This window comes from Planktomarina temperata RCA23 (assembly GCF_000738435.1).
GTDB lineage: Bacteria > Pseudomonadota > Alphaproteobacteria > Rhodobacterales > Rhodobacteraceae > Planktomarina > Planktomarina temperata.
The window spans coordinates 561348-584108 of record NZ_CP003984.1 but is presented as its reverse complement, the minus strand read 5'-3'; the positions used below and the strand labels follow the sequence as shown (position 1 = coordinate 584108).

At 55.0% G+C, this 22761-nt stretch carries 21 protein-coding genes and 1 tRNA gene; 9 read left to right on the top strand and 13 right to left on the bottom strand.

The annotated features are described in order from the left end of the window. Positions 1 to 260: 260 nt before the first annotated feature. The 3 genes from RCA23_RS02780 (at position 261) to RCA23_RS02770 (ending at position 4735) form a co-directional block, all read left to right on the top strand. The gene (locus RCA23_RS02780; RefSeq protein ID WP_044051213.1) at positions 261 to 2072 is read left to right on the top strand and encodes a dipeptide ABC transporter ATP-binding protein; all 1812 of its coding nucleotides are present in this window, start codon (positions 261 to 263) and stop codon (positions 2070 to 2072) included. Positions 2073 to 2086: 14 nt separating this feature from the next. Continuing rightward, positions 2087 to 3253, top strand: coding sequence for a M20 aminoacylase family protein (locus tag RCA23_RS02775; RefSeq protein ID WP_044048964.1), 1167 nt, complete (start codon positions 2087 to 2089; stop codon positions 3251 to 3253). 156 nt (positions 3254 to 3409) lie between these two features. Next, entirely contained in the window at positions 3410 to 4735 is a 1326-nt protein-coding gene (locus tag RCA23_RS02770) for a surface lipoprotein assembly modifier (RefSeq protein ID WP_044048962.1), read from the top strand. Between the two features lie 55 nt (positions 4736 to 4790). Here RCA23_RS02770 and RCA23_RS02765 read toward each other — a convergent pair. The 6 genes from RCA23_RS02765 to RCA23_RS02740 form a co-directional block, all read right to left on the bottom strand. After that, positions 4791 to 4866: transfer RNA gene (locus tag RCA23_RS02765), tRNA-Trp, on the bottom strand. Positions 4867 to 5026: 160 nt separating this feature from the next. Beyond that, positions 5027 to 6202, bottom strand: coding sequence for an elongation factor Tu (gene tuf / locus RCA23_RS02760; RefSeq protein WP_044048960.1), 1176 nt, complete (start codon positions 6200 to 6202; stop codon positions 5027 to 5029). Between the two features lie 119 nt (positions 6203 to 6321). Beyond that, positions 6322 to 6918, bottom strand: a complete 597-nt coding sequence (locus RCA23_RS02755; protein ID WP_044051212.1) for a hypothetical protein — start codon at positions 6916 to 6918, stop codon at positions 6322 to 6324. A gap of 73 nt (positions 6919 to 6991) precedes the next feature. After that, positions 6992 to 8149 carry a M48 family metalloprotease gene (locus RCA23_RS02750; RefSeq protein ID WP_169701312.1) on the bottom strand — a complete coding sequence of 386 codons (1158 nt, stop codon included), beginning with the start codon at positions 8147 to 8149 and terminating at the stop codon, positions 6992 to 6994. Next, positions 8109 to 9347 (bottom strand): DUF898 family protein, encoded by a 1239-nt coding sequence (locus tag RCA23_RS02745; protein ID WP_044048959.1) that lies wholly within the window; start codon positions 9345 to 9347, stop codon positions 8109 to 8111. Before RCA23_RS02745 ends, RCA23_RS02750 begins: the two co-directional genes overlap by 41 nt. Positions 9348 to 9441: 94 nt before the next feature. After that, positions 9442 to 11772, bottom strand: coding sequence for a DNA topoisomerase IV subunit A (locus RCA23_RS02740; protein ID WP_044048957.1), 2331 nt, complete (start codon positions 11770 to 11772; stop codon positions 9442 to 9444). Positions 11773 to 11954: 182 nt separating this feature from the next. Between RCA23_RS02740 and RCA23_RS02735 the strand changes: the two genes are divergently transcribed. The 5 genes from RCA23_RS02735 (at position 11955) to RCA23_RS02715 (ending at position 15487) form a co-directional block, all read left to right on the top strand. Further along, on the top strand, positions 11955 to 12785 hold the full coding sequence (locus tag RCA23_RS02735; protein ID WP_044048955.1) for an SDR family NAD(P)-dependent oxidoreductase: 831 nt from the start codon (positions 11955 to 11957) through the stop codon (positions 12783 to 12785). A 66-nt stretch (positions 12786 to 12851) separates the two neighbouring features. Next, complete coding sequence (locus tag RCA23_RS02730) at positions 12852 to 13052, top strand: twin transmembrane helix small protein (protein ID WP_044048953.1); 201 nt, start codon at positions 12852 to 12854, stop codon at positions 13050 to 13052. Between the two features lie 2 nt (positions 13053 to 13054). Continuing rightward, positions 13055 to 13627 (top strand): cob(I)yrinic acid a,c-diamide adenosyltransferase, encoded by a 573-nt coding sequence (locus RCA23_RS02725; protein WP_044048951.1) that lies wholly within the window; start codon positions 13055 to 13057, stop codon positions 13625 to 13627. Between the two features lie 172 nt (positions 13628 to 13799). Then, entirely contained in the window at positions 13800 to 14558 is a 759-nt protein-coding gene (locus tag RCA23_RS02720; RefSeq protein ID WP_044048949.1) for an electron transfer flavoprotein subunit beta/FixA family protein, read from the top strand. Continuing rightward, positions 14558 to 15487 carry an electron transfer flavoprotein subunit alpha/FixB family protein gene (locus RCA23_RS02715; protein ID WP_044048948.1) on the top strand — a complete coding sequence of 310 codons (930 nt, stop codon included), beginning with the start codon at positions 14558 to 14560 and terminating at the stop codon, positions 15485 to 15487. Before RCA23_RS02720 ends, RCA23_RS02715 begins: the two co-directional genes overlap by 1 nt. Before the next feature lie 81 nt (positions 15488 to 15568). On the opposite strand, the gene RCA23_RS02710 is transcribed toward RCA23_RS02715, so the two are convergent. Genes RCA23_RS02710 through RCA23_RS02685 form a run of 6 tightly spaced genes read right to left on the bottom strand, consistent with a single transcriptional unit; the run spans position 15569 to position 19990 of the window. Further along, positions 15569 to 15835: an HPr family phosphocarrier protein gene (locus tag RCA23_RS02710; protein ID WP_044048946.1), complete on the bottom strand. Its 267-nt coding sequence runs from the start codon at positions 15833 to 15835 to the stop codon at positions 15569 to 15571. 9 nt (positions 15836 to 15844) lie between these two features. Next, complete coding sequence (locus RCA23_RS02705) at positions 15845 to 16234, bottom strand: PTS sugar transporter subunit IIA (protein ID WP_044048945.1); 390 nt, start codon at positions 16232 to 16234, stop codon at positions 15845 to 15847. After that, positions 16231 to 17142: an RNase adapter RapZ gene (gene rapZ / locus RCA23_RS02700; RefSeq protein WP_044048943.1), complete on the bottom strand. Its 912-nt coding sequence runs from the start codon at positions 17140 to 17142 to the stop codon at positions 16231 to 16233. Before rapZ ends, RCA23_RS02705 begins: the two co-directional genes overlap by 4 nt. Further along, positions 17135 to 17596, bottom strand: a complete 462-nt coding sequence (locus RCA23_RS02695; protein ID WP_052376990.1) for an HPr kinase/phosphorylase — start codon at positions 17594 to 17596, stop codon at positions 17135 to 17137. The genes rapZ and RCA23_RS02695 overlap by 8 nt, the downstream gene beginning before the upstream one ends. A gap of 4 nt (positions 17597 to 17600) precedes the next feature. Continuing rightward, complete coding sequence (locus RCA23_RS02690) at positions 17601 to 19244, bottom strand: ATP-binding protein (RefSeq protein WP_169701311.1); 1644 nt, start codon at positions 19242 to 19244, stop codon at positions 17601 to 17603. Between the two features lie 44 nt (positions 19245 to 19288). Further along, the gene (locus RCA23_RS02685) at positions 19289 to 19990 is read right to left on the bottom strand and encodes a response regulator transcription factor (protein ID WP_044048939.1); all 702 of its coding nucleotides are present in this window, start codon (positions 19988 to 19990) and stop codon (positions 19289 to 19291) included. Between the two features lie 277 nt (positions 19991 to 20267). On the opposite strand from RCA23_RS02685, the gene RCA23_RS02680 reads away from it, so the two are divergent. After that, complete coding sequence (locus tag RCA23_RS02680; protein ID WP_044048937.1) at positions 20268 to 21869, top strand: phosphoenolpyruvate carboxykinase; 1602 nt, start codon at positions 20268 to 20270, stop codon at positions 21867 to 21869. Positions 21870 to 21912: 43 nt separating this feature from the next. Here the strand turns inward: RCA23_RS02680 and RCA23_RS02675 are convergent, their stop codons facing one another. Continuing rightward, positions 21913 to 22728: a sulfite exporter TauE/SafE family protein gene (locus RCA23_RS02675; RefSeq protein ID WP_236631384.1), complete on the bottom strand. Its 816-nt coding sequence runs from the start codon at positions 22726 to 22728 to the stop codon at positions 21913 to 21915. Positions 22729 to 22761 lie beyond the last annotated feature (33 nt).

Here is a 22761-nt window from a genome sequence, read left to right as displayed (position 1 = left end):
TGATTAATCGCATCTGCGGGAATTTTTTCAAAACGCATTTTCAAATCTTGAGCAAAATTCTTGTCGAACTTGGCTAGAAAACACACTCCGCATCCCCATCGTAGAGTCATGAACAACCGGCTTGACCGAAAAATCAAGTATTTTTTAACTAGACAAGTGACAGTGCCAAACGCAGAGTAACCCCAGTGGGAGCCAATACACAGCTGGCAAGTTTGTGTGTAATCCTTTGAAAATATAACCGATCACCTGAAGAGGCTATGATGCTAGATCATCCGATTGCGCGTTTTGAAAACTTGAAAGTGGAGTTTCAAACTCAAGATGGGCCGGTCGAAGCCGTAAAAGGGGTAAGCTTTGACATTGCCGCTGGCGAGACTGTGGCCATCGTAGGCGAAAGCGGTTCCGGCAAGTCTGTGTCATCCCTCAGCCTCATGCGCCTTGTGGAATATGGCGGCGGAGAAATTTCGGATGGGCGCTTATTGTTCGACCGCGGCGCCGCCGGGCAGGTTGATCTGCGGACGATGAACCCCAATGACATGCGCGCCATTCGGGGCCGCGAGATTGGCATGATTTTCCAAGAACCCATGACCTCCCTGAATCCGGTCTTCACCATTGGACGGCAACTCATGGAAGGTCTGCGGCTGCATATGGGTCTGAGCAAGGCCGCCGCCCGCAGCCGGGCAATTGACCTGTTGCGGCAAGTGCGAATCCCCGAACCAGAACGCCGGTTGGGCCAATATCCCCATGAATTATCCGGCGGTATGCGCCAAAGGGTGGTCATCGCCATGGCACTCGCCTGCGAGCCGCGGCTCTTGATTGCCGATGAGCCAACCACCGCCCTGGATGTGACCATCCAAGCGGAAATTCTTGGGTTGATGAACAAGTTGAAAAAGGACACCGGCACCGCCGTCATGTTCATAACCCATGATATGGCCGTGGTTGCACAGATGGCCGACCGCGTTGTGGTGATGTTTCGTGGTGAGAAGGTCGAAGAAGGCCTCGTCGAAGATATCTTCGAAAATCCACAACACCGCTACACACAAAACTTACTCGCCGCAGTGCCCAAGCTGGGCGAAATGCGCGGCCAGCCCACGCCGAAACCCTTGAGCTTGATTGGCCAGCCAGAAAAATCGCTCATCGGCTCTGTCCCACCCACCGAGGAGGTCTTGCTTGATGTGCGCAATTTAACCACGCGCTTTAACGTCAAAGGAGGCTTCTTTCGCCGCACTGTGGCGCGGGTACATGCTTTAGAGAATGTCTCGTTTTCGATCAAGAAAGGCGCCACCCTCAGCTTGGTTGGCGAGTCAGGATCCGGAAAATCGACCTGTGGCCGCTCAATTTTACGCCTAGAAGAGCCGCAATCAGGCTCCATCAAGCTCGGCGATAGGGATATTTTGGCGCTGGATTCGGCCGGCCTTCGCGAGGCAAGGCGGGATATGCAGATGGTCTTTCAGGATCCTTTTGCCTCATTGAATCCCCAAATGACCCTCGCCGATCAAGTCGCTGAACCGATGAAAAACTACAATATGGCTCAGGGCTCTGAACTGATGGACCGCGTGGCAGGGTTATTCGATAGGGTCGAATTGCCCCGCGCCTTCATGCGCCGCTTTCCCCATGAGCTTTCCGGCGGTCAACGCCAACGCATCGCCATTGCCCGCGCTTTGGCCCTCAACCCGAAACTGCTGATTGCCGATGAGGCCGTCAGTGCACTGGATGTCTCGGTTCAAGCGCAGGTCTTGAACCTTATGCTAGAGCTGCAGGCCGAGCTCGGCATCTCGATGCTCTTTATCAGCCATGATATGGCCGTAGTTGAGCGCGTGAGCCATCACGTTGCGGTCATGTATCTGGGGCGGATTGTCGAGATCGGCACGCGCCAAGAGGTCTTCGAAGACCCAAGACATGATTACACCAAAACACTTATGGCCGCGGTGCCGGTCGCAGACCCGCGGCAAAGAACCCTGCAGGCTGACTTTGAAAGTAAGCCAATCCCCTCCCCTATTCACCCGCTCGATTATGATCCCGGCCCAACAGAATACACGCATTTGGGCGGCGAGCATTATATTCTTAACTCGTAAACCAGAGGTGCCCTATGGCCATTCGCAACCGTTTTTCAGAACTGCTGCCCGAGATTACCGCTTGGCGGCGTGACATTCACGAAAATCCCGAGCTTTTGTTCGAGACCCACCGCACATCGCAATTTGTCGCCGATCGACTCGCAGAATTTGGCTGTGATGAGATCGTCACAGGCATCGGCCGCACGGGCGTTGTGGCGCTGATCAAAGGGCGCTCGGACAGCCAAGGGAAAGTTGTGGGCCTGCGCGCAGATATGGACGCGCTGCCGATAGAAGAGGCCACCGGATTGCCCTATGCCTCCAAAACCCCCGGTGTGATGCATGCCTGCGGCCATGATGGCCACACCGCCATGCTTCTGGGAGCTGCAAAATATCTCGCCGAAACACGCAATTTTGATGGAACCGTTGCGGTGATCTTTCAGCCGGCCGAAGAAGGCGGCGGCGGCGGGCTTGAAATGTGCAAAGACGGCATGATGGAGCGGTTTGGCATCGATGAAGTCTACGGCATGCACAATTGGCCCGGCCGGCCCATTGGCACTTTCGCCATTCGCCCCGGTCCGTTCTTTGCCGCAACTGACACGTTTGAAATTGTCATCGAGGGCAAGGGCGGCCATGCGGCCAAACCCAATGAAACAGTCGATTCTATCGTTATGGCCGCACAATGCGTCACCGCCTTACAAACCATAGCCGCCCGAAACGCCGATCCTGTGGAGCAAATCGTTGTGTCGGTGACGTCATTTGAAAGCTCGTCCAAAGCCTTCAACGTCATCCCGCAGTCGGTGACCTTGCGCGGCACTGTACGAACTTTGATCCCTGAAATGCGGGCATTGGGGCGCGACCGAATTCATGAAATTTGCACCCATACCGCAGCCGTCTTTGGCGGCATGGCGCATATTACCTATACCGAGGGCTACCCAGCCACAGTCAATCATGAAGCTGAAACCAAATTCGCCGCCGAGGCCGCCGCGAAGGTCGCAGGGGATTGCGATTTTGCGCCTCTGGTCATGGGGGGTGAAGACTTTTCCTATATGCTTGAAGAACGCCCTGGCGCATATATTCTTATGGGCAACGGCGATGGCGCCAGCGTGCATCATCCAGAATATAACTTCAATGACGAGGCCATTCCGGCTGGATGCTCCTGGTGGGTGGAAATGGCTGAAACCCGACTTGGCGCCGCACAATAGCCCGGCACAGGCCAACCATCGCACAAAAATTTGCCTTGGCCGGAAACTCTGGCCAAGGCATATAAATCTGATTTCAAATTCTGAAAAAATCGTTAGAATAACTTAATATCTTTCACAAACTACCATTTTACATTCGTTTTTATTTTAGGCCATTTCATGACGTTTTCCATTCTGCGCCGCTGCTGCGTCGTGACCATTTTTGCGACAGTGGTTTGCATGCTGTCCTCACCCCTGCTGGCGGATTTGACCACAGCACGCATTGCCCTTCAAACCCGTCAATTTGAGTTGGCTTTGGCGCAGGCCGAGGATCTTGCAGCAACCCATCCCTTCGACAGCGCTATGATCGCTGCTCGGGCTCATGTGGAGTTAAGGCAATTCCAAGACGCGCGCACAGCTGCCACGCGCGCGCAGAGATTGGCGCCCAAGCTGGCGGGTCCCCGCATCCTAAAGGCCCTCGCGCTGCACGGCCTGGGCCAACCGCGGCGGGCCATGTTTCACCTGCGCCGCGCCGTGGACCTCAGCACACAGCGCAACGAGCGGCTCATGGTCACCCGCCTTTTGCAACAGATCCAAGCGGGCTTAGCGGTTAAAATTTCTGGGGGTCTGGGCATTGCCCCCTCCAGCAATATCAACAAGATTTCCTATTCAACCACACATACCTCGATCAACCCACTCACGGGAACGTTGCAAACCATTCCTTGGACGGCAAGTGAACCACAACGCAGCGGGTCCGGCCTCCGGCTCTGGAGCGGATTGAGCTACACCCTGCCCAAGACCCAATTTGGCACGCAGAGCACGAGCCTCAATCTGTCCGCCGATGTTTATAATGAGCCGCGTTTCAATCGCAGCTCATTGAGCTTCAATCATAGGCTGACATTGACGCCTGCCGCGCAACACCAGACCACTTTGACGCAAGCCTTCACAGCCGTTCACCAATTCAACGCCCTCGAATCGCATATATTTTCTTCAACTTGGTCGCGCCGCTATGCTCTTCGAGATCCGCAAAACCCCCGGCAAACCGCCCTACGCGATTGGAACCTTGGCGCCGATATCATCACCCGACCAGATGGCAAAGACAGCCGGGTGCTGAAAACCAGCTTGCGCCACTATTGGCCGGCCAGCGCCTCTCATCAGTTCAATCTTGGGCTTGGCTATACAAACCGATTTTCCGATGCAGTGGATGTGGGCAATCAAGAGCTGAAAATCGATCTGGGATGGCGCCCAATTTTTCAAGCATCGCCCTACATTCTGAACGTTAATGTCTCACTTTCCTATGCAAAATGGAAAGAGCTGGAGATCACCTTCCCAGAAAAAAGGCGGGTCCACGAACGCAAAATTTCATTGAACCTGAGCAACCCGAATGTGAGCTATTTTGGCCTAACCCCTTCGCTCAATTACACATTTCTTGATCGTGACGCCAATATCGAAATGTTCCGCGTCCGCAGTCATGATATGTTCATTGGGCTGACAAATGCGTTTTAGAGCATGTTTTATACAGGCCTCACGTGAAGCAATATCTAAAACCTTGGTGGAAAACTGGCAGGGGCTGAGGGACTCGAACCCACGACCCTCGGTTTTGGAGACCGATGCTCTACCAACTGAGCTAAACCCCTGCAACTGAGAGGGTGATTACGCATAAATGCGCGCCATTGCAAGGGGCCGATTGCGGGATCTGAGCGTGAAATGTAGATTTTTCCACAATGTCTTGCACGCGAGGTGCCACCAAAAAGGGCGGCCCGAGGGCCGCCCTAATACCATAAATCCAAAACAGAATTACTCGTTGATTTTGGATACGACACCGGCGCCGACGGTGCGGCCGCCTTCGCGGATGGCGAAGCGCAGGCCGGTTTCCATGGCGATTGGGGCGATCAGCTCAACGTCGAATTTGAGGTTATCACCTGGCATCACCATTTCAGTACCCGAAGGCAGAACAACTGTGCCGGTCACATCGGTGGTCCGGAAGTAGAACTGTGGACGGTAGTTGGCGAAGAATGGCGTGTGACGGCCACCTTCTTCTTTGGTCAGAATATAGGCTTCGGCTTCAAACTTCGTGTGAGGCTTCACAGAACCTGGCTTACACAGGATCTGACCGCGCTCAACGCCATTGCGGTCGATGCCGCGCAGCAGAACACCTACGTTGTCGCCAGCTTCACCGCGATCGAGCAGTTTGCGGAACATTTCAACGCCTGTGCAGACAGTTTTCGATGTGTCACGGATGCCGACGATTTCAATCTCTTCGCCCACATTGATCACACCGCGCTCAATACGGCCAGTTACAACTGTACCACGGCCGGAGATTGAGAACACATCCTCGATCGGCAGCAAGAAAGGCTGGTCAACCGCACGCGCCGGTGTTGGGATATACTCATCCACAGCCGCCATCAATTTTGCGATGGACTCAGAGCCAATAGCCGCGTCGCGATCTTCCAAAGCGGCCAAAGCAGAGCCGGCAATCACAGGGATATCATCGCCAGGATATTCGTAGCTGGACAGCAGCTCACGGATTTCCATTTCAACCAATTCGAGCAACTCGTCGTCGTCAACTTGGTCAACTTTGTTCATGTAAACAACCATGTAAGGAATGCCAACCTGACGGCCGAGCAAAATGTGCTCACGGGTCTGTGGCATCGGGCCATCGGCCGCGTTCACAACCAAGATCGCACCATCCATCTGCGCCGCACCGGTGATCATGTTTTTCACATAGTCAGCGTGGCCAGGGCAATCAACATGCGCGTAGTGGCGGGTCTCTGTTTCATATTCAACATGCGCAGTCGAAATCGTAATACCACGGGCCTTCTCTTCCGGCGCGCCGTCAATCTCGTCATAGGCTTTAAAATCACCAAATTGCTTGGTGATCGCAGCTGTCAAGGTTGTCTTACCATGGTCAACGTGACCAATCGTGCCGATGTTAACGTGGGGTTTCGAGCGTTCAAACTTTTCCTTAGCCATGGGTGGGCAGCCTTATATGTTAAAGGGGGCACGGGGCCCGCGATTGTGATATGGCCGGGCAAATATTGGAGAGTGCGGCGAAAATCAAGACCCTTGTTGCAAAGCCGTCAAACCCGCGTTCACTCGCTGGTGATTTGACCCGAGCTCTCAGGCGCTTCATCGGGTAAAATGACAATGGTATCGGGTCCGTCAAACCAAGGCTGTGTGCGCAGCCATTCTTCGGTTTTTCTTGCGGCTTGCTCGGCGAGATCTTGCATTTGCTGCGCGCGGCTGCGGGTGAAGCCCGAACCCAAAATGGATCCACCGGTGAGCCGTTCAATCACCGTTATTTGATGCGGCTCCTCTGTGAGGACTTTGCCCGTATGATCCTCAACCACGATGACTGTGAAAATCAAGATAGACTTCGGCGCGGCAAAAAATGGAATGCCCGGCTTGGCCAAGACATATCCGCCCGCCGTGATGCCCAGGTGGTAATAGGATCCGCCTTCAAATCTGGAGAAGCGCTCTTTAAAGGCCAGGTCCAGGGCCTGCATCCATTCCTCACGGCTGGCGCTGCGTGACAGCGGGCCTTTGGCCAATTGCGCCTCGGCACGTGGCACCATTTGTCCCAATCTAAAATTCCCAATGGGCACAGTCTCTTCGGCCAGATCGCGCGTCGGGGCCGCACAGGCCGCAGACAAGAGCACCAAAACGACCGAAACAAAACGCATTAACATATCAGATCCTTTTATCGCCCAATCTGCTAACAAGCCCACACCTGCATGGCAATATAAAGACGGCAGTCCTGCCCTATTTGGCACAAATCTTTTGGATGGCTTGCCACTCTTGTGATGAGATACTCTTTTGGTAACTCCGCGCCGTCTGCACGGCTTCTCGGGCATGGGCGGCGCGCGCGGCACTGGGTGGATGGGAGCTGATCCACCCCATGTCATAGGCAGGATCCCCCATCTCCTCAAGCAACAGTTCGAAAAATTCCGCCAATGCCTCTGGGGACACACCCGCCTGGGCCAGTTGCGCCAGGGCGAAGTCATCCGCCCGAGCCTCAACAGCGCGAGAGTTTTTAGCCGTAATCAACGTCTCCCCAGCAAGGGCCAAAACGGTCCCGCCAGTGGCATCGCCGAGAACCAAAGACAGCAAACCCGCCGCACCTGCCGCGCGCAATGCTTGTTCAATTGGATCTCTTTGCGCCACATGGCCCAGCTCATGGGCCAAGACCGCAGCCAAGTGTTCTGGCGCCTCAGCCATTTCAATCAAACCGCGCATCACGATGATATGCCCGCCGGGTAGGGCAAAGGCGTTGATCATCTCATGATCCACCACGCCCACTTGTATGGGATAAGGGAACTCTTGCCCTTGCTGCAAGGCCTGCACCATCTGCTCCAAAGCCATTTGCCCCTCGAAATTGGTGCAGTACCAATCGCCAGCCTCTTGCTCTGAAAACAGGCGCTCGATTTGTCGTAAGACGGCACTGCCAACTTTGGCTTCCCGTTCCGGCGGGATCAAAACGGCCAATTGACCGGCCAGGGCCGGAACAATGACAAAGATCATAAGCGCAACCGCCGCCATGCTGGCCCCGATCCAAACCCAAATTTTCCCCCAGGTTCGGTCCGTGACTGTGGTCTTGGTGAGGTTCGGGCAAGCGGCTTTGATCGCTGAGATCGCACGCGTGTTGCTCAGAACAATGCGCGCCTCACCCGGATCCACTGCCCCCGAGCATAGAATCAACCCTCCCCCTGCATCATCGCGCAATTGTCGCAACGTCTCCAAAGGCCAATTGTCCAATTCTGCGCCGGAGCTGTCATGGATGGTCAAACGCTGGCTCTCAACATCAAGCGAGACTAAAACCTGCCGCCGCTGCGCTGAGAGCCCATCAAAATATCGCGCATCCACCCATGCGAAGGCCACCTTAGAAGGCCCCGCCAACATCCAACGCATCGGCGAAACCATCCGCGTCATCCATGAGATCCCCCGCGCGCTGACGTATCTGTTCGAGCTGTCCTGAATTCTCTACCCGCAGCGTGTCAACGATATGGCCAAGAATGGGCGCTGAGATAAACACGGTCGCAAGCGCGCCAATAAGCTCAAAGCACGCCAAAGAACCCAAGATGACAACCAGAAGAGCCCAAAGCAGGCCGCTGCCTCCAAAGATTTCCGCCCCAGCGCCGCCGCCAGGCATGCCATTGCTGCCCAACGCCGAGAAAACAAAATACAAAGCGACAAAAATCAAGATCAAGACAATAGTCAAAATCGTAATAAGAATAATGCCCTGTACGAAAATGCCAATCACCCGCTCACAGGACGCTTGAGAGGTGAAGCGCACCTGGCCGTCCAGGACTTTTTGGGCGGTTAGATATTTGAAACTTTCCACTTGGTAGTAGATAAATCCAAAGAGCAGCCAAATACAGCCAGCAAAGGATAAAATGGAGAGAAACCCCAAGAATAGAAAACCCAAGAATAGCCCCCAGTAGATGATGACGCCAGCCGGCAGCAACAAACCCACAGCGATAAACAGATGCTTCATTGCCCCATAGAGCGCCGTCCACTGCCCCTCCTGCTCAAAACTCGCATCACCATACCACATACGATCGGTCATGTATTTTTCCAGACGAAATGTCGTCAGGGGCATGAGCGCGCCGAGGGTCACAATAGACAGTCCAAAATAGAGCAGCGCGCGCCACGCATATCCCACGGCCGCGGCATCCATTGCAAATCGCAGGCCCCGCCAGCGGGTGCGCGACAGCATGTAGCGCCGCGCGCGGTATTGCGCGAAAAAGATCAAAGGCAGCACAGCGAGACCGGTCACATAAGTTGCCCCAAGCTGCGTCACCACATCCATAGGGCCGCGGGGCTCCGAGGTGATCGCGCCCCAAAGACTAAATCCTATGAAACTTAACACAACCTGCAACAGGCCTAAATAAACTGCGAGAACGACCAGGGCGATCAGAAAGCCCAGGAATTTTTCCAGCCCTGTGCCGGTATATTCAAAGGAATCCCCCCCCGGTCTAATCGACGACCAGATATACCGGCGCAGGCGTGTGCGGGCCCAAAATCGGTAGATGCCCAAGGTCACAATGGTCAAAGCGCCCGTCCAAGTGACAAGCCAAAAAAGTTTGGAATTTTCAGATAAAAAAAACGCCGTAAAGATGCGTGGGGGCGGAAGTCGCGCCCTCGCCTTGCAAAGTCGATGTGTCCGTCATAAATTTAATCCTGCAATTACATGGCAATATTATGCAGCGTAATCACTTCGTAAAGCAATTGTCACGCGGAAATCCGCGTGGCGCCATGCGGCCAGCACTGGCGCGTTTGCCCATCCATTCGGCCAGTTCCGCAGCCTCAACGACGCGTTTTCGCCCGGCGGGATCTTTCCAAGACAACCCCTCTTCGCGGGTAAACGTCGTGGCATCGGACAGGCCGCCGTCTTTATATTTTTGCAAGCGCACCCCTTTGCCTCGGCCCATTTCCGGCAGCTCATCGACGCCAAAAATCAAAACCTTGCGGTTTTCACCGACACAGGCCACATAATCTCCCACCACAGGACAAGACAGGAGTGCCTTCACATCTCCCTTGACGTTGAGCACCTGCCGACCGCTGCGCGTCTGTGCGACGATCTCGGTTTCAGGCACCACAAACCCGTCACCGGCCGTTGAGGCCACCAAGCGCTTCACCGACGGATCATGGATGAAGAAATCGACAATTTCGACATCATTGGGCAGATCCACCATCAAGCGCAGAGGCTCGCCCATGCCGCGCCCGCCCGGCAGATTGTCCGCCACCAGCGTATAGAAACGCCCGTTGCTGCCAAAAACGATCAGCTTATCTGTGGTTTGCGCATGGAAGACAAAACGGCCCTCATCACCATCTTTGTATTTCAGCGGCTTGTCCAAGGCCACATGCCCAGACATAGCCCTTATCCATCCCATTTTTGAGCAAACAACCGTCACCGGTTCACGCTCAATCATGGCCTCAAGCGGCACCTCTTCGACCTCGCCCGCAATGGCAAAGGCCGTGCGGCGGGCGCCGCCGGCATAGTCTTTGCCAAAGGCCTTGCGCGTGGCGCGCAATTGCTCGCTGATTTTCGCCCATTGCAGACCTTCATCCGCAATCAAATCGTCCAAAGTGGCCCGCTCTTGTTGCAAAGCATCGCGCTCACGGCGCAATTCCATCTCTTCCAAACGCCGCAAGCTGCGCAGGCGCATATTCAAAATAGCCTCCGCCTGAACTTCCGACAGCTCCTCTTGCCCCTCCACCGCCTTGCGATAGCTCAGCGGGCCGATATAATCGCTTTCGGACATAGCCCGCGGATGATCCCGGCCCCAGTCTTCAAACATCAGCGCGGTTTTTGGCTCCTCATCGTAGCGGATGATATCAATCACCCGATCGAGATTGAGGAACGCTAGAATAAAGCCCTCCAAGACCTCCAGGCGGTGATCGATTTTCGCCAAACGATGCTCAGAGCGCCGCACCAGAACCTCTTGCCGGTGGTCGAGAAAGGCGCGCAACACCTCTTTCATACTGCAGACCTTTGGGGTGAGCCCGTCAATCAGCACGTTCATATTCAGACTGAACCGCAGCTCAAGATCGCTGTTTCGATAGAGCATATTCATCAGCAATTCCGGTCCGACATTCTTGCTGCGCGGCTCCAATACAATCCGTAGATCTTCTGCCGATTCATCGCGCACATCGCCCAGGATGGGTACTTTTTTGGTTTGGATAACCTCAGCCAATTTCTCAATCAGCTTTGATTTTTGCACCTGATAGGGAATTTCCGTGACCACAATTTGCCAAAGCCCGCGGCCAAGATCCTCAACCTCCCATTTGCAGCGCAACCGAAAAGAACCGCGCCCCGTGCGATAGGCCTGCGCGATATTTTCTGGTGGCTCGACCAAAATACCGCCCGTCGGAAAATCGGGACCGGGCACATATTGCAACAATGTATCGTCACGGGCATCGGGGCTTTTGATCAAATGCAGACAGGCATCGATCAGCTCCGAGATGTTATGCGGCGGGATATTGGTGGCCATGCCCACGGCGATCCCGCTGCTGCCATTGGCCAAAAGATTGGGAAAGGTTGCGGGCAGAACCACGGGCTCGGTGAGCGTGCCGTCGTAGTTTTCCCGGAAATCCACTGCATTTTCCGACAGGCCCTCCAAAAGCGCCTCGGCGACAATGGTCATCCGCGCCTCAGTGTATCGGCTCGCGGCGGGATTGTCGCCGTCGATATTGCCAAAATTGCCCTGACCATCCACCAGCGGATAGCGCACGTTGAAATCCTGCGCCAAGCGGGCCATGGCATCATAGATCGCCGCATCCCCATGGGGATGATAATTGCCCATCACATCGCCGGAAATCTTCGCAGATTTGCGAAATCCGCCGTTGGCAGTCAGCTTCAGTTCGCGCATTGCATAAAGAATGCGGCGGTGAACCGGTTTCAAACCATCTCGTGCATCAGGCAAAGCGCGGTGCATGATCGTCGAAAGCGCATAGGTGAGATAACGCTCGCCAATGGCCCGGCGGAGCGGTTCAGTCGTTTCACTTGGAATGGGCGCGGTATCGTTCATCTGTTCTGACATGGGTTGGGTGTATCTGTCGAAAACTTGCAGGTCTAGCCCTACTCAGCCGCGATCCGCGCGAAAATCTCCTCGCGCGCTCAAAACCAATGCGCCGGAGCCCTGATACCCCAATCAACCGTTGACCCGCCTGCTGGAATGCAGGCAAGTGGGCGCTGAAACACAAGGGGCCAACGGGGGCGTTTATGCAAAAATCAATACTCATCACGGGGTGTTCTTCAGGCATCGGTTTGGACTGTGCCGAAACCCTGCATGCGATGGGCTGGAAAGTCTTTGCCAGTTGCCGCAAGCAGGCCGATTGTGACCGGCTTGAAGCCATGGGTCTCACCTCACCCCGCCTAGATCACGCGGATGCCGCCTCAATTCGTGATACGATTGAGCAGGTGACGCAAGCCACCGGCGGCACGCTTGATGCGGTATTTAACAATGGGGCCTTTGCGGTGCCCGGCGCGGTCGAGGATTTACCCACCGACGCGCTGCGCGCCATTTATGAAACCAATGTTTTTGGCTATCATGAGGTCATTCGACAGGTCCTGCCGATTATGCGGGCGCAAGGCCATGGGCGCATTCTCAATTGCTCCTCGATTTTGGGATTCATCACCCTGCGTTTTCGCGGCGCATATAACTCAACCAAATTCGCCCTCGAAGGCTTGAGCGACACTCTGCGCATTGAGATGCGAGGCACCGGGATCAAGGTCATCTTGATTGAGCCCGGCCCCATAGGCACAAAGATTCGTGAGAACTCCATTCCGCATTTTGAGAAATGGATTGATTGGAAAAACTCCCCACGCAGAGCGCAATATGAGCATGGGTTGATCAAGCGGCTCTATAACCCGCCTGAAGGCCCCGACGCCTTTGAGCTGCCCGCCTCAGCTGTCACAGCAAAGGTCGTGAAGGCCTTGAACAGCGCCAACCCAAAGCCGCGCTACTATGTCACGACGCCGACCTATGTCATGGGGTTCTTGCGCCGCATCTTGCCGACCCGTGCGCTCGATTGGCTTTTGGTGCGGATGTAATGTCGCATGGGATTGGTCTTTGACAGAAATTCCCCTAAGTGAAGCCTAACCATTAGGAGGTGCTCAATGGGCAACGATCCACTTTTTATCATCGCCACGCTCGCCTGCGTTGTTGTTCTGGCCATTTTGGCTTTGGGTATTGGCAGTTTCGCTAAGGGCGGCGAGTTTGCCCGCAAACATTCCAACCGCCTCATGCGCTACCGAATTGCGGCCCAATTCGTCGCCGTTGTTTTGATTCTCCTCGCTGTCTTCTTTGGAAAGGGCTAACCATGGTTGTGCTTAATAAAATCTACACAAAAACCGGAGACGCCGGCACCACCGCGCTTGGCAATGGCACGCGCGTTGAAAAACATGCCTTGCGGGTCAACGCTTATGGCACAGTGGACGAAACCAACGCCACGGTTGGCCTGGCACGGCAACATGCGACGGGTGACATGGATGCGCAATTGGCCGCCATACAAAACGACCTGTTCGATCTTGGCGCAGATCTCTGCCGGCCAGATATGGAAAAAGACGCTCAGGCAGAATATCAACCACTGCGCATGAGCGAGGCCCAGGTGGCGCGCCTGGAAGCAGAAATCGACGTGATGAATGACGCTTTGGAGCCGCTGCGCTCTTTCATTCTTCCCGGTGGCTCAGCGCTTGCAGCACAGCTGCACCTGTGCCGAACCGTCTCACGCCGCGCAGAACGGATGACCGTTGAATTGGCCGGGCAAGAGGCGATCAATGCCTCAGCCTTGCAATATCTCAATCGCCTTTCAGATTGGTTTTTCGTCGCCGGGCGCATCGCAAATGATGATGGGCGTGCCGATATTCTTTGGGTTCCCGGCGCCAATCGTTAAGGAAAGAAGCTGACCGAGTGTAACACTTTGGAAACAACCAATCACAATTTGGCCGCGGCAATGCGCCGAAATGTCGATTTCCCCCTGTTTCCCAAAGAAAAACGCAGGTAACACTGCGGCAACTGTGAACTGAGAGTCGCCTGCGGCTCACCTATGTACGGAGATATACACCATGAAGGTCTTAGTGCCGGTCAAACGTGTAATCGATTATAACGTGAAAGTCCGTGTAAAAGCGGATGGCAGCGGCGTCGATTTGGCCAATGTAAAAATGTCGATGAACCCTTTCGACGAAATTGCTGTCGAACAAGCAATCCGCTTAAAAGAGGCAGGGCAGGCCGATGAAGTGGTCGCAGTTTCCATCGGTGTGAAACAAAACCAAGAAACCCTGCGCACGGCCCTGGCTATGGGTGCGGATCGCGCAATCTTGGTTGTCGCAACCGAAGATGTGCACACCGACATTGAACCTCTGGCGGTTGCAAAAATCCTAAAGGCTGTCATCGACGAAGAGCAGCCCGGTATCGTGTTGGCCGGCAAGCAGGCGATCGATAATGATATGAACGCCACGGGCCAAATGCTGGCTGCTCTGACCGGTTGGTCACAGGCGACTTTCGTTTCCGAACTCGATATCCAAGGGGACAGCGCTTTGGTCACCCGCGAAGTGGACGGCGGCTTGCAGACGATCAAAGTCTCCATGCCGACCATTGTCACTGTGGACCTGCGTCTCAATGAACCACGCTACGCCTCATTGCCCAACATCATGAAGGCGAAGAAAAAGCCGATGGATGAGAAAACACCCGCGGATCTAGGCGTTGATATCGCGCCGCGCCTGACCATTGTCTCCACCGGCGAACCTGAAGCAAGAGCGGCGGGCATCAAAGTAGGCTCTGTCGATGAGCTGGTCGAGAAACTTAAAGAAGTGGGGGCTGTATAATGGCTGTACTCCTGATTGCTGAAGTGAACGGCGGCGAATTATCCGTTGATTCAACTGCAAAAGCGCTCACCGCTGCAAGGCAAATGGGCGACGTGACCGTTCTGTGCGTCGGATCCGGATGCTCATCCGCAGCTGAAGCGGCCGCGAAGCTCGAAGGCGTGTCCAAAGTGCTTTGCGCGCAAAATGACGCCTACGGCCACGACCTTGCTGAACCGGTCGCCGCTTTGATTGTATCGCTCGCCGGCGATTACAGCCACATTGTCGCGCCTTCCACCTCGGCCTCTAAGAATATTCTGCCGCGTGTTGCGGCGCTTTTGGATGTTATGGTCATATCCGAAGTGACAGCGGTTATTGACGCAGAGACATTCGAGCGTCCGATCTATGCGGGCAATGCGATCCAAACGGTGAAATCCACCGATGCCACCAAAGTCGCCACGATCCGCACCTCTACCTTCGATGCAACCGGTGAAGGCGGCGCAGCCTCGGTCACCAGCATTGATGCCGCCGGCGATCCTGGCTTGTCCTCTTGGGTGGAAGACAAGGTTGCCGAAAGCGACCGCCCTGAACTCACCTCAGCGGGCGTTGTGGTCTCTGGTGGCCGTGGAGTTGGCTCGCAGGAAGACTTCAAGATCATCGAAAATTTGGCCGACACATTGGGCGCCGCAGTGGGGGCCTCCCGCGCCGCGGTCGATTCTGGCTATGCTCCGAATGACTGGCAAGTCGGGCAAACTGGAAAGGTTGTGGCACCGGATCTCTATGTTGCGGTTGGCATTTCTGGTGCCATTCAACATTTGGCTGGCATGAAGGACTCCAAAGTCATCGTTGCGATCAACAAGGATGAAGAGGCACCTATCTTCCAAGTGGCGGATTTCGGTCTCGTGGGTGATTTGTTTGATGTCGTGCCGCAACTGACAGAGAAACTGGCCTAAGCCAGAACGCAACTATTATCAGATGCAGCAAGGGCCCGTCGCAATGGCGGGCCTTTGTCATTTGCGATACCAAGATCCGGCCTAGGCGGCTTCCCCAAAACGATTGGCCACCAAATCGCGCAAAGCCTCGGCCAAGGCCACTGCCTCCGCGCCGCGGGTTTCAACCTCGATGGAGGTGCCATTGGCCGCAGCCAGCATCAACAATCCCATGATGCTGTCCCCTTCAGCAGAAAGCCCATCTTTGCGCACAACAGCGCCCGCATCAAACTGCTCAACCGTTTCCACAAATTTCGCTGAGGCCCGCGCGTGGAGGCCTTTTTCGTTAATAATATTCAATATTTGCTGCACGTTTTCGTCCTATTGAGTCTCGGGAAGGCAATCCATGTATTTTCGCCCCGCATCTATGGCCCGCGAAATCGCCTCTGGCACGGTCTGACTGCGAGATTTGGCGAGTTTGACCAGAAGGGGCAGATTGGCGCCATAGAGCACCCGGCGATTGGCACAATTACAGGCAGAAAGTGATAGATTGGATGGCGAGCCGCCAAACATATCGGTCACAATCACCACGCCGCCGCCAATATCCACCCCATCTGCCGCTTGGCAAATTTCAATCCGCTTGGCTTCACGGTCACAATCTGCGCTGATGGCAACGGCCGCAATGCCCCGTTGAGCGCCCACAACATGCTCCACCGCCGCCTTATATTCGGTGGCCAGCCCGCCATGCGCTACGATAACGATACCTATCAACTGCTCAAAACCTTAGAGTCTGAAGTGTCCGACGGAGCCGCCTGTTCCAGCAGCTCTCTATGCCGTATGCTCACATGCCAGCCGCGCAATTGCAATTCTTTCTGTAACATTTCGACCATTGTGACGGATCGATGTTTGCCGCCCGTACAGCCAAAGCCAATGGCCAGATGCGACCGCCCCTCCGCCACATGGGCTGGGATCACAAGATCGATCAAATCGAGCACTTTTTGCTTGAAAGCCGGAAAATTACTATCCTCGGCCACATAGGCCTGCACCTTCGGGTTTCGTCCATCTTCTGCTCTGAGAGTCTCATCCCAATAAGGATTGCGCAGGAAGCGACAATCAAACATCATATCAATGCCCCGCGGTGTGCCACGTTTATACGAGAAGGACTGCACAGAAATCGCCATTGGATTGACTTTGTCCGGAGCAAAATAACGGGTGACCTCCGCGCGCAGGTCATGGGGCGACAATTGGGTGGTATCGATCAAAACATTGGCCCTGACCCGCGCCGGCTGCATCAAATCCAAATCCAGCTGTATCCCCGCAAGCGCCGCGCCATCTGGCGACAGATGGTGCCGACGTCGCGTTTCGGAGAAGCGGCGGATCAGAACATCCTCCGAACAATCCAAATACAGGACCTCAAGAGTCAAAGACGGATTGGCAGACAATGTCGCAATTGTATCCATCATTTGCGCGGTCGAGAAATCGCGATTTCGGGTATCAAGGCCTAGAGCCATTGGCCGACTTAAGCCCGGCTGTTCGAACAACCTCGGTGCAAGGCTCAAAGGCATATTATCAATAGATTCAAAGCCCGCATCTTCCAAAGCATTGATCGCAGTGGTTCGCCCGGCCCCAGATGGGCCGGTCACGAGCACAACATGCACCGGTTGCGTTTTGTCAGTCATAGGCTGCAAATCCATTTTGAAGCAAAAGCAGGAGCGCCGCAGCCCGCGGCACGTCCGGCCCACCGGGAATAACCGAAACTGTATGACCCAATCTTGTGACTTCTTGAACAAAAGGCAAGCGGCGATCACTATATTGTGACAGATCTATGCAGAATTTTAGGGACGCCTCGGACCTATGCGCGCAGGATATAAGGCCAAGACCGCGCGCCTCGATACGCCCTGCGATGGCGTCAGGCGCCTGAAGGAGCAACCCATTTTGCGAAGCGCGCAGCCAGACGCGATCATCTGAAACCAACTGCGCCCCAAGCGCCAGCATTTCAATCGCGAGGCTGGATTTGCCGGCGCCTGAAGGACCTAATATCAACAACCCGCTCCCGCCGACCGACACGGCGGAGCCATGCAACAGCAACGCCTCATCGTCATTGCTGTAATTTCTCCAAGCCTCAAAGCTCATGACATCACACCGGCAGGCCAAACAAAAAGCGCGCCCCAAACGCCTGCCCCGCGCCAGCAGGCTGAACCGGTTCTGCGCGAATGACCCCTGAATGGGCCGCAACGATCTGTGCCGCCTCCGCAAGACCCGCAGTAAACTCGGCCACGCCCTGATCGCCCAATGTGGGCAAGTTTCCGGTCCCAAATAGGGTTTGGCTCAAACCCTCCGGCAACGGTGGGCCTGTGTCTTCGACCACGACCAAAACCATGCCATCTTGAATCCGCGTCCAGATCCGAATCTCGTCCCCCCAGGCGCATCTTTGAATGGCATTCGACAGAAAAGCCGACAGGATCGAGCCCACACTCGTGGGCAGGCCCTCAATGATCACAGGCACTTTTGGTGTCGATTGCGTCAAGACAAGACCGCGAGTAACCGCGGAGGGGCGCAGCGCCGCCACCCGGGACGTAATCAGTGAAATCAGTTCAAACCTTTCCTTCTTGCCCATCTTGGGCCTTGGCACCTCTTTGGCAACTGCCGGTGCAGGCGCCGCCGCCTGGGTGAGCGGAGCGGTCACCCGCTCCAATCGCAGCAAATCATTGTCAATCACATCCAACAGTTTTGCCGATGCCGAAGGGTCCTTTTGAAGACGCAGAGCTTTGATCGCGGATTTCATCGAGGCCATCGGGTTGTTGATTTCGCCCGTCACCTCTGCGACAGCGGCCTCTGCCTCTCTAATGCGTATGAAAAGCGCGCCGATTGTATGGTGCAGCGCCTCGGACAGACGACCAATACTGTCTCTGCGCTGCGGCAAATTAGGCGCTGTGATATTTTTGGCGGCAACACCGTGGCGCAGCTGATTAGAAAACCGCTCCACAGAGTCCGCCATGCGGTTGACCGGTCCGAACATCACCCAAGCGCTCACCACCGAAAGAACAATCGCAAGAGCCACGGCTGTTAAAAGCAAGCGCAAGGCCAATTCCAGAACCATCTTCCGCCCCGCCGGATCGCCAGCCTTGCCTGGATATCCAAGAACAATGCCACCCACCATCTCCTGACGATGCAGGATCGGTACCGCCACCCAGATCTCGGACTCGCTGCTTTGACTCTGGATATGTCGCGGGAACCCTGGGCCATTTCGCACCGCCGCAATCATCGACGCCACCCCGTCCGACCGATCCAGCGCCTTGGTCACCTGCGGAGAGATTTGCCGATAAATTTCCGCCAAATGATCCAACAGTACAGGTGACGACGGTCCAAGCCAGACGGGCCAGGCGCGGGGGAGGGCCATGGCAGGTTGCGCCTTAAGGCTGTTTCCTGGCGTGAGGCTTCGCTGTTCCCCCAGCGGGCCGAAGGCGATCACCTCAGCACCGGCAGGCAAGGTGAGCTTGTCAAACAGCCCGTCAAGATCCACCCCGTCACCTTGCACAAAATCCACCGGCACGCGATGCGGCAATCGCCCCTCAACCACCTGCGCAAGCAAAAGCACCTCAGAAGTCAATTGCGCCCGTTTGACATCGCGGTCGTCAGGGTGGAGCTGCAGCAGCCAAAACGCGCCCACGGCTGGCAGCAAAAGCACCAGCAGATGGAAAAATGTGATCCGGCGGGTCATGGGCGATAGGAGAAGCCCCATAAACCATCGGTTTCGGCGGTAGACGATGAGATCATTCATTGCGACCATCCAAACCGCACAAAAATATGGGCAAAGATTGGGGCTTAGGCTTCATTATATCGGTAACCGATACCATAGAGTGTTTCAATTGCATCAAAGTCTCCGTCTACCCGTCGCATCTTTTTTCGCAGCCGTTTGATATGGCTGTCTATTGTTCGGTCATCGACATAGACCTGATCATCATAGGCCACATCCATCAGTTGATCGCGGCTTTTGACAAAGCCCGGCCTGACCGCCAGCGTCTTCAGCAAAGCAAATTCCGTCACGGTCAACGCAACGGCCATGCCGCGCCAAGTCACCCCGTGGCGCATCGGGTCCATCGACAAAGGACCACGCACCATGATGGTCGTCTCGTCCGCCTCTAAAGCTTGATCGCCCCCCAGCACGTCCCATCGTCGCAAAAGCGCGCGGATACGTTCGAGCAAGACCCTTGGTGAACTTGGTTTTTTCACATAATCATCGGCCCCCATGCGCAGGCCCAACACTTCGTCAATCTCATCCTCTTTTGTGGTGCAAAACATCACGGGGATGTTCGACACATGCCTCAGCCGCTGCACCACATCCATGCCATCGAGGCCTGGAAGCTTGACGTCCAGCACCAAAATATCGGGCAAGGACTTTGACAAAGACTCCCAAGCGGCAAGCCCATCGGAATGGCATTCAACTTCAAACCCTTCCGCTTCAAGCATCATGGAGAGAGACATCATGTGACTGCGATCATCATCGACAAGAACTATTCTTGGCATGGGTATCGTCCTCTGATCGGCTCAACATTTTAACACTGATATCTGCCACCACTTTCTTTAGTTTTGCCGATCTGTGCAACATGTAACTACGAATCAGCCTCAAACTCGCAGCACTATGATCGGCAATTCGCTTCCATGACGTTAATTTTGCCATCGTCAGAAAATTTATTGCGCCAAACTGCCACTGATTGCGCTAACGACCCCGGCCGATACTGTTGATGGTCCACCATGGCATGTTAAAGGCAGGGTGTACTATGCAAGCCTCAGGAGCAATGGCATGACCAATGGACGCGTAAACCCCCAATTCACCCTCGAAGATCAAGGCATCACTGGGCTGGGGACTGTCTATTATAACCTGCTGGAACCCACGCTCATCGAACAGGCTTTGGCACGCAAAGAAGGCGAGCTTGGTAAGGGCGGCGCCTTCTTGGTCTCCACTGGCAAATTCACGGGCCGATCTCCAAAAGACAAACATGTGGTCAAAACTGCCTCTGTGGCTGATAGCATTTGGTGGGAAAACAATGCCGAAATGTCAGAGGCGGGTTTTGAGGCCCTCTTTGAGGATATGATCGCTCATATGCAGGGGCGCGATTATTTTGTACAAGACCTCTTTGGCGGCGCAGATCCCGCCAACCGCCTCGATGTGCGCATGGTGACAGAGCTGGCCTGGCATGGGCTGTTTATTCGCCATATGTTGCGCCGGCCTGATGCGGAGGAGCTGGAAGAATTTACAGCCGATTGGACTGTAATCAATTGCCCCTCCTTCCAAGCAAATCCTGAGCGCCACAATTGCCGCTCTGAAACGGTTATCGCGATGAATTTCGACCGCCGGATCATCCTGATTGGCGGCACGGAATACGCGGGCGAAAACAAAAAATCTGTCTTCTCACTGCTCAATTACTTATTGCCTGAAAAAGGCATAATGCCGATGCATTGCTCGGCCAATCATGCCCCTGGAAACCCCGTGGATACGGCAGTTTTCTTTGGATTGTCGGGCACGGGTAAAACCACACTTTCAGCGGATCCCTCCCGCGTATTGATTGGCGATGATGAGCATGGATGGTCTGATCGCGGAACCTTCAATTTTGAAGGGGGGTGCTATGCCAAAACCATCAACCTCAGCGCAGAGGCCGAACCAGAAATCTTCGCCACCACCTCGAAATTTGGCACGGTCATTGAGAATATGGTCTATGATCCCGAAACCAAAGAGCTGGATTTCGATGATGACAGCCTAACGGCCAATATGCGATGCGCTTACCCTTTGGAATACATCTCAAACGCTTCACCAACGGCGCTTGGCGGGCATCCGAAGAATATCATCATGCTGACCTGTGACAGCTTTGGCGTTTTGCCACCGATTGCGCGGTTGACGCCGGCCCAGGCCATGTATCACTTTTTGTCGGGCTTCACCGCCAAAGTGGCCGGGACAGAGCGCGGGGTGACAGAACCGCAGCCGACCTTCTCAACCTGTTTCGGCGCCCCCTTCATGCCGCGCCGTCCTGAGGTTTATGGCAACCTCCTGCGCGAGAAAATCGCCAAACATGGCGCAACCTGCTGGTTGGTGAATACGGGTTGGACAGGTGGCGCATATGGAAAAGGCAGCCGTATGCCGATCCGCGCCACCCGCTCGTTGCTCAGCGCCGCGCTCGATGGCACGCTGGCCAATGGCACATTCCGCACTGATCCAAATTTTGGCTTTGAAGTGCCAACCTCAGTGCCAGGCGTGGCAGATCTCTTGCTCGAGCCCAGACGGACATGGGAAGACAAAGACGCCTATGACGCACAGGCCGAAAAGCTTGTCGCAATGTTCAGCGAAAACTTCCAGCAGTATCTGCCCTATATTGACGACGACGTGCGTGCGATTGCCTTGGGCGGTTAAATTCGACCATTTCGCTGCGGGCGTTTCGCTGCGGGAGTGCCGATCACATCACCCCGCGGCGGATCAAATTCAGGCCCGCCAAGATTAAAACGCTCAAGGTCGCGATGCGGAACATATTTTGGTTGATACGATCCTGGATTTGAAAGCCGATCCATATGCCAAAACAGGCCGGAACAATCGCAAAGCCGCCGAGGCCCAATGCCTGCGGTGTTGCGATACCAGAACCGAGGTGACCAAATAACAGCAGCACGGCACCAAGGCCATAAATCACACCCTGCGCCCGCATCTGTGCCTGCTTTTCCAGCTGATGGGTGGATAGATACATCACCGTTGGCGGGCCCCAAACTCCAGAAATCCCACCGCCAATGCCAGCAATCACCGCACAGGCAAAGGACAGGCTCGCCCCGCTGCGCCCCTGGGGCTTCCAGCCGCTCAGCATCAAACTGGCAAATCCCACAACCAAAACCCCAAGGCAGAGAAAGAACACATCCTGTGACAAAAGCGGGACAAGCTGGGTGGTCGCCAACAGCACCCCGTAACCCAGACCCAAAAACCACCGATGATCGTAGAGCGACTTGAGCGCCGCAGAAAACCCCTGTCGGCCCGCCTGCCAACCATTGGTGACAAGTGTGGGCAGAATCAAAATGCCCAAGGCCAAATCTGGAGCGACGAAAATGGTCATGCCGGTGATAAAGATCATCGGCATGGCAAATCCAACAATGCCCTTCACCATCCCGGCAATCACGGCTGTGACGGCAATCAAAAGAAGTAAGTCCAGCGTATACAGGCTCAATATATCGGTCATATGGGCAGCATAACGGCACTCATCGGGCGCCGCACTGCAATTCGACTGCGACATAATACTTCAAAATAGCATTTTCTTTTGAATGAA